Origin of the sequence: Butyrivibrio sp. ob235, from assembly GCF_900109475.1 — a bacterium.
Taxonomy (GTDB): domain Bacteria; phylum Bacillota; class Clostridia; order Lachnospirales; family Lachnospiraceae; genus Butyrivibrio.
Genome location: NZ_FOBE01000020.1, coordinates 65,267 through 79,710 on the forward strand (window position 1 = coordinate 65,267; position 14,444 = coordinate 79,710).

11 protein-coding genes are annotated in these 14,444 nt (G+C 43.4%); 5 read left to right on the forward strand and 6 right to left on the reverse strand.

Annotated features, from left to right (window positions below; genetic code table 11):
• Nucleotides 1-8: 8 nt before the first annotated feature.
• The 3 genes from BMW61_RS13820 to BMW61_RS13830 form a co-directional block, all read right to left on the reverse strand.
• Complete coding sequence (locus BMW61_RS13820; RefSeq protein ID WP_091822986.1) at nt 9-1,676, reverse strand: hypothetical protein; 1,668 nt, start codon at nt 1,674-1,676, stop codon at nt 9-11.
• A 70-nt stretch (nt 1,677-1,746) separates the two neighbouring features.
• Entirely contained in the window at nt 1,747-3,624 is a 1,878-nt protein-coding gene (locus BMW61_RS13825) for a threonine--tRNA ligase (protein WP_091822989.1), read from the reverse strand.
• Between the two features lie 178 nt (nt 3,625-3,802).
• Nucleotides 3,803-4,312: an SEC-C metal-binding domain-containing protein gene (locus BMW61_RS13830; RefSeq protein ID WP_022761591.1), complete on the reverse strand. Its 510-nt coding sequence runs from the start codon at nt 4,310-4,312 to the stop codon at nt 3,803-3,805.
• A gap of 224 nt (nt 4,313-4,536) precedes the next feature.
• Between BMW61_RS13830 and BMW61_RS13835 the strand changes: the two genes are divergently transcribed.
• Nucleotides 4,537-5,373, forward strand: coding sequence for a peptidoglycan DD-metalloendopeptidase family protein (locus BMW61_RS13835; protein WP_026498673.1), 837 nt, complete (start codon nt 4,537-4,539; stop codon nt 5,371-5,373).
• Nucleotides 5,374-5,400: 27 nt separating this feature from the next.
• Nucleotides 5,401-5,817, forward strand: coding sequence for a bactofilin family protein (locus BMW61_RS13840; protein WP_091822991.1), 417 nt, complete (start codon nt 5,401-5,403; stop codon nt 5,815-5,817).
• A gap of 187 nt (nt 5,818-6,004) precedes the next feature.
• Here the strand turns inward: BMW61_RS13840 and BMW61_RS13845 are convergent, their stop codons facing one another.
• The gene (locus BMW61_RS13845) at nt 6,005-6,295 is read right to left on the reverse strand and encodes a YerC/YecD family TrpR-related protein (RefSeq protein WP_022761587.1); all 291 of its coding nucleotides are present in this window, start codon (nt 6,293-6,295) and stop codon (nt 6,005-6,007) included.
• A 340-nt stretch (nt 6,296-6,635) separates the two neighbouring features.
• Between BMW61_RS13845 and BMW61_RS13850 the strand changes: the two genes are divergently transcribed.
• The 3 genes from BMW61_RS13850 (at nt 6,636) to BMW61_RS13860 (ending at nt 10,585) form a co-directional block, all read left to right on the forward strand.
• Nucleotides 6,636-6,836: a cold-shock protein gene (locus tag BMW61_RS13850; protein ID WP_022761586.1), complete on the forward strand. Its 201-nt coding sequence runs from the start codon at nt 6,636-6,638 to the stop codon at nt 6,834-6,836.
• Between the two features lie 263 nt (nt 6,837-7,099).
• Nucleotides 7,100-8,899 carry a methyl-accepting chemotaxis protein gene (locus tag BMW61_RS13855; RefSeq protein ID WP_026671271.1) on the forward strand — a complete coding sequence of 600 codons (1,800 nt, stop codon included), beginning with the start codon at nt 7,100-7,102 and terminating at the stop codon, nt 8,897-8,899.
• An 18-nt stretch (nt 8,900-8,917) separates the two neighbouring features.
• Nucleotides 8,918-10,585: a dicarboxylate/amino acid:cation symporter gene (locus tag BMW61_RS13860; RefSeq protein ID WP_091822994.1), complete on the forward strand. Its 1,668-nt coding sequence runs from the start codon at nt 8,918-8,920 to the stop codon at nt 10,583-10,585.
• Nucleotides 10,586-10,644: 59 nt separating this feature from the next.
• Here the strand turns inward: BMW61_RS13860 and BMW61_RS13865 are convergent, their stop codons facing one another.
• Entirely contained in the window at nt 10,645-12,312 is a 1,668-nt protein-coding gene (locus BMW61_RS13865; protein WP_022761583.1) for a dicarboxylate/amino acid:cation symporter, read from the reverse strand.
• A gap of 220 nt (nt 12,313-12,532) precedes the next feature.
• Nucleotides 12,533-14,308 (reverse strand): methyl-accepting chemotaxis protein, encoded by a 1,776-nt coding sequence (locus tag BMW61_RS13870; RefSeq protein WP_091822997.1) that lies wholly within the window; start codon nt 14,306-14,308, stop codon nt 12,533-12,535.
• Between the last annotated feature and the right edge of the window lie 136 nt (nt 14,309-14,444).

The following is a 14,444-nucleotide window of genomic DNA, read 5'->3' on the forward strand; positions in this document are numbered from 1 at the left end:
CTGTCTTCTCATTTTCGCGATAGTTCAAACACATCAAACCAATATCGCTCATTCAAATAGCTGCCAATGTTCTTATTTTCGATTCCGGCAGGTGATTCCTTCCAGTCCTTCAGAATGTCCTCTCGGGAATTAAAGCTTCCAATGAAAAGCACTCTCCTTCCACTGTCCACAAGCTCCTGAACTTCCGGGTATTCACTTATAACCTGTATCCCCGGTAAAGTACTCTCAAGAATGCTATCCGTTATCGCTCCGTATAGATAAACCTGTACCGGAAGCTCTTTTCCCGCCTCTCCCACTATGTCACAGTATCCATTCGCATAGTACATTGAAAGAGCCGCTACCTGTTCAAAATTACAGATTAGTATCGGCTTCTCCGAAAGCGAGTCTTCATCGGTGTCTTCAGAACCGTTGCCTTCATATATATCCTTCCAGAACTGCTCCGTCTGTACCATATTAACACGTTTATAGAGCTCATTTCCACGGAAAGCCCAAAAGTCTCTGATGCAGAAAATAGTCATCAATGTATATAGAAGAAGTCCTGCAAATAGGAGTTTTCCACGTTCTCCATTAAGGAGCCGCTTAGCAGCAATCAGTACTGAAAGCCACATAGCTCCCATAGCCGGAATCATGTACCTGTATATAAAAACAGGTCTAAGTAAAAATGACACAGCAAAGCCAAAGGCAATAATTCCGATTATCGGCATGAAGCAGAGCCACATATAGGAGTCCCTGATATTGCAAAATACCACTGCTGCCACCAGCACAAACATCACAACTGCCAGAACAGTAGCGAGTTTATCATTAAAAAATCCGGGCTTCATCAGGAACTTGATAATTCCGCCAAAGCTCCTTAGAGACAGCGGCTGAATCCAGTAATTGGATGAGACTGATCTCGCCTGCGACAGCACCACGCTTATCCAGGGCACATAGCAAACTGCAGTCATATTGGCGCTGATAAGTATTATCCCAAGCTGATATACATTTTTCCGAACCGACCAAATGATCAGGAACAGATATACCGCAGCCACTGCGACAGCAGCATAGTACTGAGTATAGCAGGCTAACAGCCCATATATAAATAACGGAAAAATCTTCCCCCACTTCAGTCCCTTTATCTGCTTATCCTTTTCAGTCTCAATAAACGGCCCGGCGTGTATGCAAAGTGCTGTCACAAAAAGCATAACCCAGCTGTACATACGCACTTCAACCGCATAATCAGCCATCTGCGGCATTGCAATCACAGCGCAGGAAAAAAGTCCTCCCACGAGAATTCCGTAGCGCTTTCTGATGATGGTGAGCGCATACAGAAAGAGAATGAACAGCGGAATTACACTCGCCAGTTTTGCATACATGATCTGCATGCTCCCCAGGGCAGCTCCGCTATTTACAAGTCCGGATGACATGAAGGAATTGCCAAAGGGTATGAGCGCCTTAATCACGAAATGGACGATAATATAATACAGCGGCGGGTGAACATCCGCCGCTGTTAATTTAACCATCTCAGAAACAGGCTTAGTGGCAAGCTGCATGCTAAAGAGCTCGTCGTACCATATGTCGGGACTAAAGCAAAGATATGCTGAAAAGATAATCATTGCTGAAGAAATCAGGTATAGAAGACTTCCGCAGATTATTTCGGCTTTGTCCCACTTTTCTTTTGAATCGTTAAGGAGTGTCATTAATCCCCTCATCCGGCGCTTCGCGCCACCTTCCCCCAGTGGGGGAAGGCGTTTATTTCTGATTAGTTCTTTACTCTACAGTATCAATAAGCTCAAGCGTGTGCTCAGCGTTCATCTTCTTGCACATCTCAACGAACTTATCGAGAGGTACGTTCTGAATCTGCTTGTTGGAGCCGCGAACGTTGATTGAAACAGTGTTCTCAGCTGCCTCCTTGTCACCGAGTACGATGATGTAAGGATCCTTGTAGTTCTTGAACTTCTTGATCTTCTCCTTCATGTTGTTGTCGGAGTAATCAGCCTCAACATCGATGCCGTTCTCGTAAAGAAGATCTGCAACCTTTTTAGCATACTCATTGTGCTCTACGCGGATAGGAACGATACCTACCTGATAAGGGCTGAGCCAGAACGGGAAAGCACCCTTGAAGTTCTCGATAATGATACCAATGAATCTCTCAAGTGATCCGTAAATTGCTCTGTGGATTACAACAGGCATTTCAAGGCTTCCGTCCTGAGCCTGATATGTAAGGCCAAAGTTGTGAGGCAGCTGATAGTCAAGCTGTACTGTTCCGCACTGCCACTCTCTTCCGAGCGCATCCTTAATCTGAAGGTCGATCTTGGGACCGTAGAAAGCACCGTCGCCTTCATTTATCTCATAGCCATCCTCGCCATATTTCTTATCAAGAATGCTCTTAATAGCAGCCTCAGCTCTGTTCCAAACCTCGATATCGCCCATGAAGTCCTCGGGACGTGTTGAAAACTCTGCTCTGTAAGTTACACCGAATGTCTTGTAGATCTCGTCTGCAATTGAGATGATATCTGCAATCTCATCCTGGATCTGTGACTCCATTACGAATGTATGGTCATCATCCTGTCTGAACTCCTGAACGCGGAAAAGACCGTTCATCTGTCCTGACTTCTCTTTTCTGTGAAGAACATCATACTCGCTGTAGCGGATAGGAAGCTCTTTATAGGAATGAACTGTTCTCTTGTAAGTCATCATAGCGTTAGGACAGTTCATCGGCTTAGCGCCCATTGTATCAAGCGCTTCTCTGTTGTAGATAACCGAGCCTCTCTCAATCTTTACGGGAGCCTTAGGTGCATCCTCATCCATACTCTCTGCTACATCCGGAATATTTGTATCAGCCTGAACGTGACCTGCGATTCCGGGCACTATGAACATGTTGTTGATGTAGTGAGCCCAGTGACCACTGATGAGCCACAGCTTCTTATTATCGATAAGGGGAGCAGCGATCTCTGTGTAGCCATGTCTCTCCTGAATATCTCTTGAGAACTTGAGGAGTTTCTGGTACATTTTCCAGCCTCTGGGAAGCCAGTAAGGCATTCCGGGAGCAGTCTCATCAAACATGAAAAGGTCAAGCTGAGCGCCGATCTTCTTGTGATCGCGCTCCAAAGCTTCCTGGATCATCTTGAGGTGAGCCTTAAGCTCATCCTTTGAAGGGAAAGCGTAGAGGTAGATTCTAGTCATGGAATCTCTCTTCTCATCACCTCTCCAGTAAGCACCTGATACGGCCTTCAATTTATAGGAAACATTCATCAGCTCCTGAGAGTTCTCAACGTGAGGTCCGCGGCAAAGATCGATGAAATCATCACCTGTATTATATGTAGTGATTGTCTCACCTTCGGGAAGGTCCTCGATAAGCTCGGTCTTGAATTTCTGACCTTTGAAAATCTCGAGAGCCTCAGCCTTGGACACCTCTTTTCTTGTCCAGTCCTCTCTTCTCTTGATGATCTCGCGCATCTTATCCTCGATGGTCTTGAAATCATCCTCAGTAACAGCCTTAGGCAAAACAAAGTCATAATAGCAACCGTCTGCCACCTGCGGACCAATTGCGTACTGTGTCTCCTCACCGTAAAGCTCGATTACGGCTTTTGCCAGGATGTGTGCCAATGAATGGCGGTACACTTCTTTGAATTCTTCTTTTGTCATTGTTCTCTCCTTCCGTACCTACCGGGTACAGTTATTTTTTATTAAAAGCCCCTCATCCGGCGCTTCGCGCCACCTTCTCCCAGTAGGAGAAGGCTTATCTCCTGCCTTCCCCTTGGGGGGAAGGTGTCTGCGTTAGCAGACGGATGAGGGGTCCTTTTATATCAGAGTTTACCCTCTCTTAGAACTTACCCTTACCGTGGCACTTCTTGTACTTCTTGCCACTTCCGCACGGGCAGGGATCATTGGGATAAACCTTGTTCTCCTTGCGTACGGTCTGTGAAGCCTTCTGCTCCTTGTAGAGCTCCTTCTGCTTCTCCTCTGAGAAGATATCATTCCACTCCTCAAGGCCATAAAGCCAGTCAGCACCTGCTGCTACCATGTTCTTGTAGAGAAGTTCCTTATCGAAGCCAAGCTGAACCTCTGTGTCCTCTTCCATTGCTTCGATGTCGTTCTGCTCCTTAAGTGAATCGTTGATTCCATCAAGGAAACCTGTCATTGTCATGATATCGATGCTATATTTCTCAGCAAGCTCCTTAACTGTTCCCTTTACAACTTCGTCGGGATTCTTAAGAAGCTCTGCATAGATCTCTTTTTCCTTCTGAAAATAATCTGTCCAAAGTTTCTGCAGCTGGGCCTTATCAGCTTTCTCTGAATAAGCCATATCGCGCCACTCTTTTAATAATGCCATAATGTGTAACCTCACTTCCAAATAATAGTATTTCGAAATCAACATAAACAAGATGTTAATCTTTCATATTATAGTATCTTTTCATTGTTATGTAAACGTTTGGGATATTTCGGGGTTTCTCAAATGAAAATGGCAGATTTAGCGGTCCGCATTTTTCAAACAACTATATCTTGGATTTTTTAATAATATATGCTATTATAAGTTGAATTTTAATGGGGGTTTTTATGGCAGATATTAATAAACCAAAAAAACACAGGCATAAACGCCACTACACATTTATGATTATTTCGGGGGATTCCGACGGGAGCAGCGGAAGCTTCCATGTGGGACATGTAGCAGCTCAGGTTCTGGCATTTTCCATATTTGCGATCTTTTTATTCCTCATATGTTATGTCATCCACTCAGCTATCACACTCTCATCTCTGAAAAAATATACAGTCCAGCAGAGTGCTCAGATAGAGGAACTCGATACAGCAAACAAGGAACTCATTCAGAAAAACTCCGAGCTTGAGAATGAAGTATCTCAGCTCAGTCAGGCGCTCAATCAGAAGGTTGAGGCGGAGGCTCAGACCGCAGCCGAGGAACAGCAGCAGTACATCCCCTCTCTTCTTCCTATCTCAGGAACAGCATCGATGGAGAATTCCTACGACGATCCTAATTCTAGCGAGATTGAACTTCAGGCGGACGGCGGCGAAGAAAACGCTGACGAAGAAGGTGCGGAGGGCGAAGATGCAGAGAAGACTCCTGTTGATACCACAGGACTTGATCCCATCCTCATTCTTACCACCGAGGCCAACTCTACTATAATTGCTTCAGCTTCCGGCACAGTAACCAGCGTTACTGCAGATGTAAAATACGGAAACAGTGTGACGATCGACCACGGCAACGGCTATATAACAATTTACAGAAATGCCGGCGAGAGCCTCGTTCACGAAGGTGACAGTGTTGCCAAGGGAGCTACACTTTTCGTTGTCGGAGAAAATAATACAAAACTTGGATATCAGATCAAGCAGGACGGGGTTTTTGTCAATCCCGAAGAGATGGTTGAGATTAACGGTTAATAAAGCCGCTAAAATAGGAGGAATACAATGGCACTTTTTAACAGTTCAAAATCAGACGGTTCAATTGATGTTGCTGCGGAGCCGATAACAACGTTTATCGCATCCGGCGCTACTTTGGATGGTCCGTTCACCGCTAAGGAGAGCACAAGGGTTGATGGCACCATCAACGGCAATGTTTCCGTAGGCGGATCACTCATTCTTGGTCAGGAAGGAAAAATCGTAGGCGCAGTTACCGCTACAAACCTTTTCCTTGCAGGCGAAATCCAGGGCAACGTAAACTGCTCACAGGGTAAAGTTGAGATCAGCGATACCGGAAAACTTGTCGGAGACCTGGCTGCAAAAACTCTTGTAATCGATGAGAATGCAATTTTCCAGGGACAATGCAAGATGACCGCAGAAAAGACCTCTGCTGAAACAGCCAAAGAAAGAGCTGCTGCTACTTAATATAATACGCCCGCCGAAATATATATGAAATTTCTCGCTCGTTAGCAAAGCTATAATCGCTTGAAATATCATATATATTCCGGCGGGCTTTTTATTCTCCCTCATCCGGCAGCGTTGCTGCCACCTTCTCCCTAAGGGAGAAGGCTTTAATCTTTATCTTCTCTTCGTGGGAGATAAGATTTACCACTTACTGTTCTTTCATTTTAGAGAATACCAAAGCGTAGCCGTCGTCGCCATAGTTCAGTGAGCGGTTAACTCTACTGATGGTGGCGGTTGAAGCTCCGGTCTTCTCTGCTATCTCGAGATAGGTCTTATGCTTTCTGAGCATGGCTGCAACTTCAAATCTCTGGGAAAGAGACATAAGCTCATTAACCGTGCAAAGATCCTCAAAAAAGCTATAGCACTCTTCCTTATCATCAAGTGACAGAATGGCCTCAAATAAGTGATCAACAGCCTCTGTACGAATTTTCTTATTCATTATTATCCTCCGTGTGATAAAAAATATCATTGCCCTCTAATGCATAAAAAAATGAAGCAACTATATCCAAAAAAGCAAATAAATATGTTGAAACATAATTTACTTTATTTCGTCAATTCACTTCACTGCTTGCATATTTTAACACACTAAACAATTAAAGTAAAGTGATGCTATCATAAGTATTGTAAATTGTGATTTTTTTCGCGAATATTTTAATAATTTCTTTACTTTTAATGCCCTGTATGATATCCTAATTATGTTGTTTTAATACAACATATCGTCAATTGATGTACTCGTTTGACGATAAGAACTATTTTTTATTTTTTAGTGGAGGTAAGCTATGAACAAGGGTACAGTTAAGTGGTTCAACAACCAGAAGGGTTACGGCTTCATTTCTGATGAGGCAGGCAATGATGTATTCGTACATTATTCCGGACTCAACATGGAGGGCTTCAAGTCTCTCGACGAAGGCGCTGCAGTTGATTACGACGTAATCCAGGGTGAAAAAGGACCCCAGGCCGTTAACGTAAACAAGCTTTAATTAGCGGCAACATTTAATCAAGACTACAATGTGCCTTATTCTTAATATATAGAATCAGCAAGTGTACAAATGATTAATCAACTAACCCATCCGTTTTCGGATGGGTTTTTTGAGGCCAGACCATCTTTTATTTCTTCCAATCTCATATATAATCCCTATGATTTTATAAGGTTTTAATCTATTTTTATATCTACTTAATTTTATCCATATTCCGTTTTTGTTATGATTTAATTGTGTTCGATTTTTCTTATGGAGGTATCACAATGCGAAAACGTAATGGATCTTTAATGTATGTCTTAATTGCAGTCATAGCCGGTGCTGTTATTCTGACCGGTATTATCATTGAGCTTTTTACAATTAATAGCACAATCGCTACGACAAAAAAGCAGACCGCCGCATATAGACAAAGGCTGTTGGAGGACCAGCAGTCAGAGCTTCGAAATCAGGTTCAGAACGTTGTCAGCCTGATTGAACAGGTTCATAAAGCTGCAGAGGCCGGTGCCATTACAGAGGACGATGCCATGCGAATCGCCGCTGAATATGTCCGCGAACTCCGCTACATGGACGGCGACGGATACTTCTGGATTGATACCACAGAAGGTGTCAATGTCGTGCTTCTGGGACGTGAGAATACCGAGGGAAAAAGTCGTATAGATTCCTGCGACCCCAACGGCGTATATATGATCAAGGATTTCATCGCAAATGCTAAGGCAGGCGGTGGTTTTTCCTATTTCAGTTTTCCTAAGCCCGATGAGACAGAGCCGCTCCCGAAGATGGGTTACACTATGCTCTATGAGCCCTATAACTGGGTTGTAGGAACCGGTGTATGGATTGATCACATCGATGCTCTCGAAGCAGAATATAAAGCTGAAGCAGAGGCTTCTCTGCGGAACTCCATCATCAAGTCAGTTATCGTGCTGATTGTCATGATCATTCTCGGCATAATTCTTGCATTTTATATCGGCAAAAAGATCAGTACTCCCATTGTTCTCGTTGCAAAAGAGATGGAGCGAATGGCAAACAGCGACTTTAGCGATAACAGTGACATACAAAAGGTTCGTCCGTTAAAAACACATAATAATGAGATTGGTCTTATTTCTGAAGCCCTCGATCTCATGCATACCAATATCCGTGAACTCATGGCAAAGATTTCAGATACTACAGCATACGTTGCATCTGCATCTGAGGAGCTTTCCGCAAGCGCTTCACAGTCAGCACAGGCCAGTGAAATGGTTGCAAACTCCTGCACAGTTGTAGCTAACTCCTGCAGCGGCCAGATTACTGCTGTATCCGGAGCAAGCACTGAGACTCAGCAATTTGTCAATAACATGCAGGAATTCCAGGATGCAATTGTTACCTCCAATGACATGATAAATGCTACAAACGAAGCTGCTACAAAGGGTGCTGCCGACATGAACCGCGCAACAGCCATGATGGATACGATAAAAGAATCCGTGGAAAATACTGCTACTATGGTTGAAGGTCTTGGCGATAAGCTAAAGAATATCGACGCCTTCGTTGATACAATTGCAGAAATCGCTAGCCAGACCAATCTCCTGTCACTCAATGCAAGTATTGAGGCGGCAAGAGCCGGCGAAATGGGTAAAGGCTTCTCTGTAGTTGCCAGTGAAATCAGCAAGCTCGCAGATCAGTCAAACGAAGCAGCCAGCAAGATCACTGCTCTTATCGGTGATATAATGACAAGCTCCGAAGAAGCTGTAGAATCCATGCGAGAAGGTGCCCAGAGTGTTATTGAAGGTTCTGAAGTCGTTAACGAGGCCGGTAATACCTTCAACGAGATTGTAAGCCGTGTTCACTCTGTATCCGAGCAGAGTGCCCGCATGAGTGAGATTGTTGACCAGCTTTCAGGCGGTACCGAGACTATTGCCAACAATATTCAGAAGATCGAGGAAATGAGCGCCAACGTTGCCGACGAGACTCAGAATGTATCCGCTGCATCACAGCAGCAGACAGCTTCCACCCACGAGGTTGCGGAAGCCTCCGACAAGCTCGCCGAGAACGCCCAGGAACTCCAGGACTTCGTTGCAAAATTCTCACTTTGATACAAGGAGGAGTTTGCTTTGAAATTTATTAATTCTAAAAAAGTGTTTTTGGTGTCTGATGAGGATTGTATAAGAGAGAGTATTGGTTTTATTGAGGATACCCTAAAGAGTGTTGATTTAAATAAAAAGCATTTGATAAAGACTATTCTTATTGCAGAAGAAACGATTGCTCAGCTCATAGAGAGGATACCGCCAAATGGGCATTTTTCAGTATGTGTGAGAAAAATGCTCGGCGAGGCGGAAGTTGTTATAACTGCAAAAGGAAGCGAATATCATCCTGATACTTCAGTCGCAGATGGAATTGATAATCTCGAAAAGCTTGAAGATGAGGATGCTCAGGACATAATACGTTCCTTACTCCTAAAAGCCCATGGTGAGAATTATAAAGTAAGTTATAAAAACGGAACCAACAAGATCAGAATTCTCGCCGGCGGCGCAGAATCTTCAATGCTTATTAATACTATGATCTGTCTTGGGCTTGGACTTATTTTCGGAGTTCTGTTGCAAACAGTAATTCCGTCGCAGGTTGCAGATGGTATTTTACAATATGCTCTGGATCCTGTAAAAACAGTCTTCATGAACTGTCTTAAAATGATTATCGCACCGGTGGTCTTTTTCTCGATCGTATCCTGCATATCGCAGTTTAAGGATTTATCCCAGCTCGGAAGGATCGGCGGCAAAGTTATGAGCATGTATCTGTTTACAACAGTGCTTGCTATTTTGATGGCCATGGGCATTTCTATGCTAATAAAACCGGGAGAATTGGGATTTGCTCTTACCCTTACTGATGTATCACAAAATGTATCAGTGAATACAACTGTCGATACATCTCTTCTTCACACAATTGTAGGCATTTTCCCTTCGAATTTTCTGCAGCCGTTTGTAGATTCCAATACCCTGCAGATCATTTTCCTTGCTGCCCTGACCGGAATAGCTGTTGGGATGATCGGTGAATACTCATCGTTTCTGGGAAAATTCTTCGAGGCCTGCAATTCACTTTTCCTTACTATAACGACAATAATCTCAAAATGTATTCCTATCGCTGTATTCTGTTCTGCATCAATTATGGTTAAAAATCTTGGTGGGAAGTCACTTTTTTCGGTTCTGGGATTTTTCTTTACCCAGCTATTTGCCATATTCTGCATGCTCATAATCTATGGCATTCTGATTACCATTATGGGAAGGCTGAATCCGTTTACGTTTTATAAAAAGAACAAAGAAGGCATGCTTACGAGTTTTACTCTTTCATCAAGTAATGCAGCAATGCCCACCAATATGCGAATCTGCACCGATAAACTCGGGATTTCTCCGAAAGTATGCAGTTTTTCCATTCCGCTTGGTGCCACGGTAAATATGGATGGTGCTTGTATTTTTCTGGTAACCGCAGGATTGTTTCTTGCCAGAGCTTATGGAATCAGCATTCCTGCTTCATCGTACTTTTCACTTGCTATCACTATTATCCTACTGTCACTCGGTTGCCCGGGTGTGCCGGGATCCGGACTTGTGTGTCTCGGCATTGTCTTGGGGCAGATTGGCGTTCCTCTGGAAGCTATCGGAATTGTGATGGGAATTCACCCTATAATAGACATGATCGATACCATGTCGAATACTACAGGCGATGTTGCCGCCGCTCTCATAGTTGCCAAAACCGAAAACCTATTGGATTTGGATAAATTCAAAAACTGATACTATCTCCTTAATAACGTTCCCCGGGTATATGTATTCATCACCCGGGGAACTGTTTGTCATGATTTATAGAGGTCTACGTCGAGGAGGCCTTCTGTTTTGGCTACAATCAAGGCTGCAGCCACGTCTCCTGTTGTGTTGGACATCGTTTCGAACATGTCGATAATGGGATGAATACCGATTATAAGTCCTACCGACTCAATCGGAACACCGATCTGTACAAGAACTATGCCTACGCATACGATTGCAGCTCCGGGAACTCCGGGGCATCCAAGCGAAAGCAAAATAATTGTTATGATAAGAGACAGGTAGGCTGACGGAGGAATACTGATCCCGTAAGCTCTGGCAAGGAACAATCCCGCTGCTGTTAGGAATATGCAGGTTCCGTCCATATTAACGGTTGCTCCTAGCGGTATTGAGAAGCTGCAGACTCTCGGAGATATTCCAAGTTTGTCGGTACAGGTTCTCATGTTTGTCGGCATGGCTGCATTACTTGATGCAAGCGTAAAACTCGTAAGCATGCCTTCCCGATTCTTTTTATAGAAGTGTATGGGATTCAGTCTTCCGATAATAGCAATCAGGACACCATACACAAGCATCATGCAAAACATCGAAAACAGAACTGTTCCGGCAAACCCCAGCACCGATAAAATCGACGCACCTCCCATGTCCTTAACCATGAGCGCTACCGAGCAGAATACAGCGACAGGAATTATCTTTGTGACAAGCGTTGTTATTGTAAGGAAAAGTGAATTGCAGGCATCGAAAAAGTTCTTTAGGAATGCCGAATATTCACCGATCATTCCAACTGCTATTCCGCATATAAATGCCAGGAATATTATCTTAAGGGTATCTGAATCCACGAATGGTTGTACAAAGTTCGAGGGGAATATTCCAATTATCGTATGAAGAATCGACGTATCAACATTCGTATCAACGGATACGTCTGCTGCCGCTTCCGAAAGGGATAGCGCAAATCCAAAGTTCCCGGGGTGAATAAGCATCGAAATACCCAACGACAGCAGCACAGCCAGAACCGTCGTCAGCATATACACTCCCATTACTTTGCCGCCAATTCTTCCAAGCTGGGACAGGTCTTTGAACTGCGATACACAGGATACGATTGAGAAAAAGACAACCGGTGCGATTATCATCTTAAGGCAGTTCATGAAGACTGTTTTTATGGGATCCAGTGCATATTTTGAAATACCTCCCGCAATCTGCGGCGGAATCACCATCTGCAAAAGAACTCCGAAAATAAGGCCAAGCACAAGGCCGATCATTGTGTTAATAAGCATTGAAGATTCAGCACCGCTTGCAAGAATTCTGATCTTGTTGACACCGTTTTTATAGCTTACCTTGAAGTCCTCGCCATGTGCCTTCAGCAAGATCGCTCTTATTGCATCCTGCGCATCCTCATCCTCAAGCCTCTCTAAATTATCAACCCCGTCTGCGGTTGTTGTATCCGGATTATATTCAGGTCCTCTGGCCCTTATTACCACTTCCGTCTCACCAAGAATTTTCCTTACACAGACAGTAAATGTACCGTTGGGAGGCATCTTTTTAATAAGCTGGGCAATCGTCTCCTCTGCAACCAGAATAGCCTTTATTACGAGCTTTTTATTTAAGCCTATACTTTTTAGTGATTCTTCAGCGAACTGGATACTTCTACTGATGCAATCCTCATCGGAAACCATAAATCTTTTCTTCGCATTGATATATCTCATTCTGAGTGCCCCCTCTGCAAAAACTCTACGAATCTTACTAATAATATCGTACTATATTATGCACTCTTCTTTTCTTAAATTAGTATAAAATAGCCCTAACATGATTTCTTAAGTCCCATGCTAGTGCTACTTTATAAAAAATAGTTTTTGCCTTTTTACTGATCCTTTGACTTTTCATCAGTTTCGATGGCGTTTTCTGTTGACTTGCTGTCTAATAGTATTATACGTTTATAAACTTCTTTGTACTGTCGCTAAGTTTGTTCGTAACCTGATTGTTATTATCCATGGCCTCTCCGATTTCTTGAATTTCTCCCACAATCTCCGTAGAGTTGGAAGCTGAAAGGCTGATGGCCTGTGTGGACTCTTCAACGGAATCGGTGATTGTAAGAATTGAGTCTGCCATGCTGTGCATTGTGTTATCAAGAGAGTCTGCCTTCTCAGTAAAGCCTTCAAGAATTTCATTCATTATCTCTGCTGTACTCTCGTATTTCTCTCCTGTCTCAACAAAGGCTTCATAATCGGCAATAACAGTATTGTTGATAAAATCTACAACCTCGATGGCATTATTCGAAAGCTCCTGAACAGCCTTTGTCACATTCTCACTTATAGTCTGAATATTTCCGGCTGTCTGTCTGCTGTTATCGGCAAGTGCACTGATCTCCTGCGCAACTACCGCAAAGCCCTTGCCGGCTTCACCTGCTCTTGCAGCCTCAATGCTGGCGTTAAGTGCAAGAAGGTTTGTCTGGGAAGCTATATCGAGGATAACCTTGGTAAGTTCTCCGATCTGATTAACCTGCTCACTTTCCTTTACTGACTCATCAAGGGTCTTGCTGAGCGCCTCAACTCTGGCACCTGTATTCTCCTTCTTCTGCATAGCCTCATTCTTAATGGTATCAGCTTCCTTCTGGATCTCGCCTGCACGCTCTTTTCCTGAAGCAACCTCATCATTGATGCTCTCCACCGCATCTCTTACATCATTGAGCTGCTCCTTAATGTGAGAAGCTGTAGTTGACACATTGTCCATGCTGGCTGAAAGCTCCTCAAGCGCCGCTGATGTGTTGGTGATGTTGTCGTTAGCCAAAGCGATCTGTGAGGTCATCTTGTCTGCGGAATCTGTAAGAATGAGTGTTCCGCTCTTAACATCTTTCATTACGCCCTGCAGGGTTTCAATAAAATCATTTATGCCGTCTCTTATAAATACAAGCTCATTTCCGGTCTTAACATTTACTCTTGCTGTAAGGTCACCCTTTCCGGCGTTGATATCATTTATAATTTCCTGAACAGAGTCGGAAATCTTAACAATAACTTTGGTGATAAGAACAAATGAAACATAGAGGTTCAAAAGAAGGCACACGATAAACACAACCATTCCTGTTACATTCATGACAGTTATCTTACTTCTTGCCTGTGCCATATAATTTACAACATTACCCTGAAGTGCATCCACCGATGCATCAAGGGTTGTCATGCCTGCTTTGACACCTTCCATGTTAGTCATATAATCTCCGGTAAGTATCTCCGAGGCAACACGTCCATCGCCGGTTGTCATCATGATATTGAACACTTCATCAACGTTCGCAATAAGAGCCTTTGCCGAAGCATCAAGCTGTGTCGTTGCGTTTGGATCGCCATACATAGTAAACTCATCGCCGATTTCTTTTACAAGAGTGGTCACTTCGCTCTCGTAGGATTTAAGCTCGCTTCCGATTCTCTCTTTATCAGCATCAGCGTAATATGACCATAGCCCCAGTGCGCTCTGGATCGTTCCGTCAATCCTGGCCAGATCTTCCTTAACTGTTCCCTCTTTATGAACCAGCTCGGTTACTCCGGCAATTATACCCTGAGCACTGTCAGACATGGATGATATTCCATCGTTAACAATGTAGCTTACTATGTTAAATATCAGCAACATCAGAATATTAAAGAACAAAATCTGAACCGGAATAGATTTGAAAAAACTGACCTTATTCTTCTTGTTTTCAGTTGTCCTTGACATAGCGACACTCCTTTCAATATAATAAATATCCACCTATATACATTATACAGCCAAATAATGCGCTGTTTTACGTTTAATATTTTTTTAATAAAATTTAATAAAAAATGCATAAAAACACACAAAAAAAGGCTGGATG

Coding starts and splice junctions, on each gene's coding strand:
- BMW61_RS13820 (WP_091822986.1), bottom strand. CDS start 1,676: ATGACACTCCTTAACGATTCAAAAGAAAAGTGGGACAAAGCCGAAATA.
- BMW61_RS13825 (WP_091822989.1), bottom strand. CDS start 3,624: ATGACAAAAGAAGAATTCAAAGAAGTGTACCGCCATTCATTGGCACAC.
- BMW61_RS13830 (WP_022761591.1), bottom strand. CDS start 4,312: ATGGCATTATTAAAAGAGTGGCGCGATATGGCTTATTCAGAGAAAGCT.
- BMW61_RS13835 (WP_026498673.1), top strand. CDS start 4,537: ATGGCAGATATTAATAAACCAAAAAAACACAGGCATAAACGCCACTAC.
- BMW61_RS13840 (WP_091822991.1), top strand. CDS start 5,401: ATGGCACTTTTTAACAGTTCAAAATCAGACGGTTCAATTGATGTTGCT.
- BMW61_RS13845 (WP_022761587.1), bottom strand. CDS start 6,295: ATGAATAAGAAAATTCGTACAGAGGCTGTTGATCACTTATTTGAGGCC.
- BMW61_RS13850 (WP_022761586.1), top strand. CDS start 6,636: ATGAACAAGGGTACAGTTAAGTGGTTCAACAACCAGAAGGGTTACGGC.
- BMW61_RS13855 (WP_026671271.1), top strand. CDS start 7,100: ATGCGAAAACGTAATGGATCTTTAATGTATGTCTTAATTGCAGTCATA.
- BMW61_RS13865 (WP_022761583.1), bottom strand. CDS start 12,312: ATGAGATATATCAATGCGAAGAAAAGATTTATGGTTTCCGATGAGGAT.
- BMW61_RS13870 (WP_091822997.1), bottom strand. CDS start 14,308: ATGTCAAGGACAACTGAAAACAAGAAGAATAAGGTCAGTTTTTTCAAA.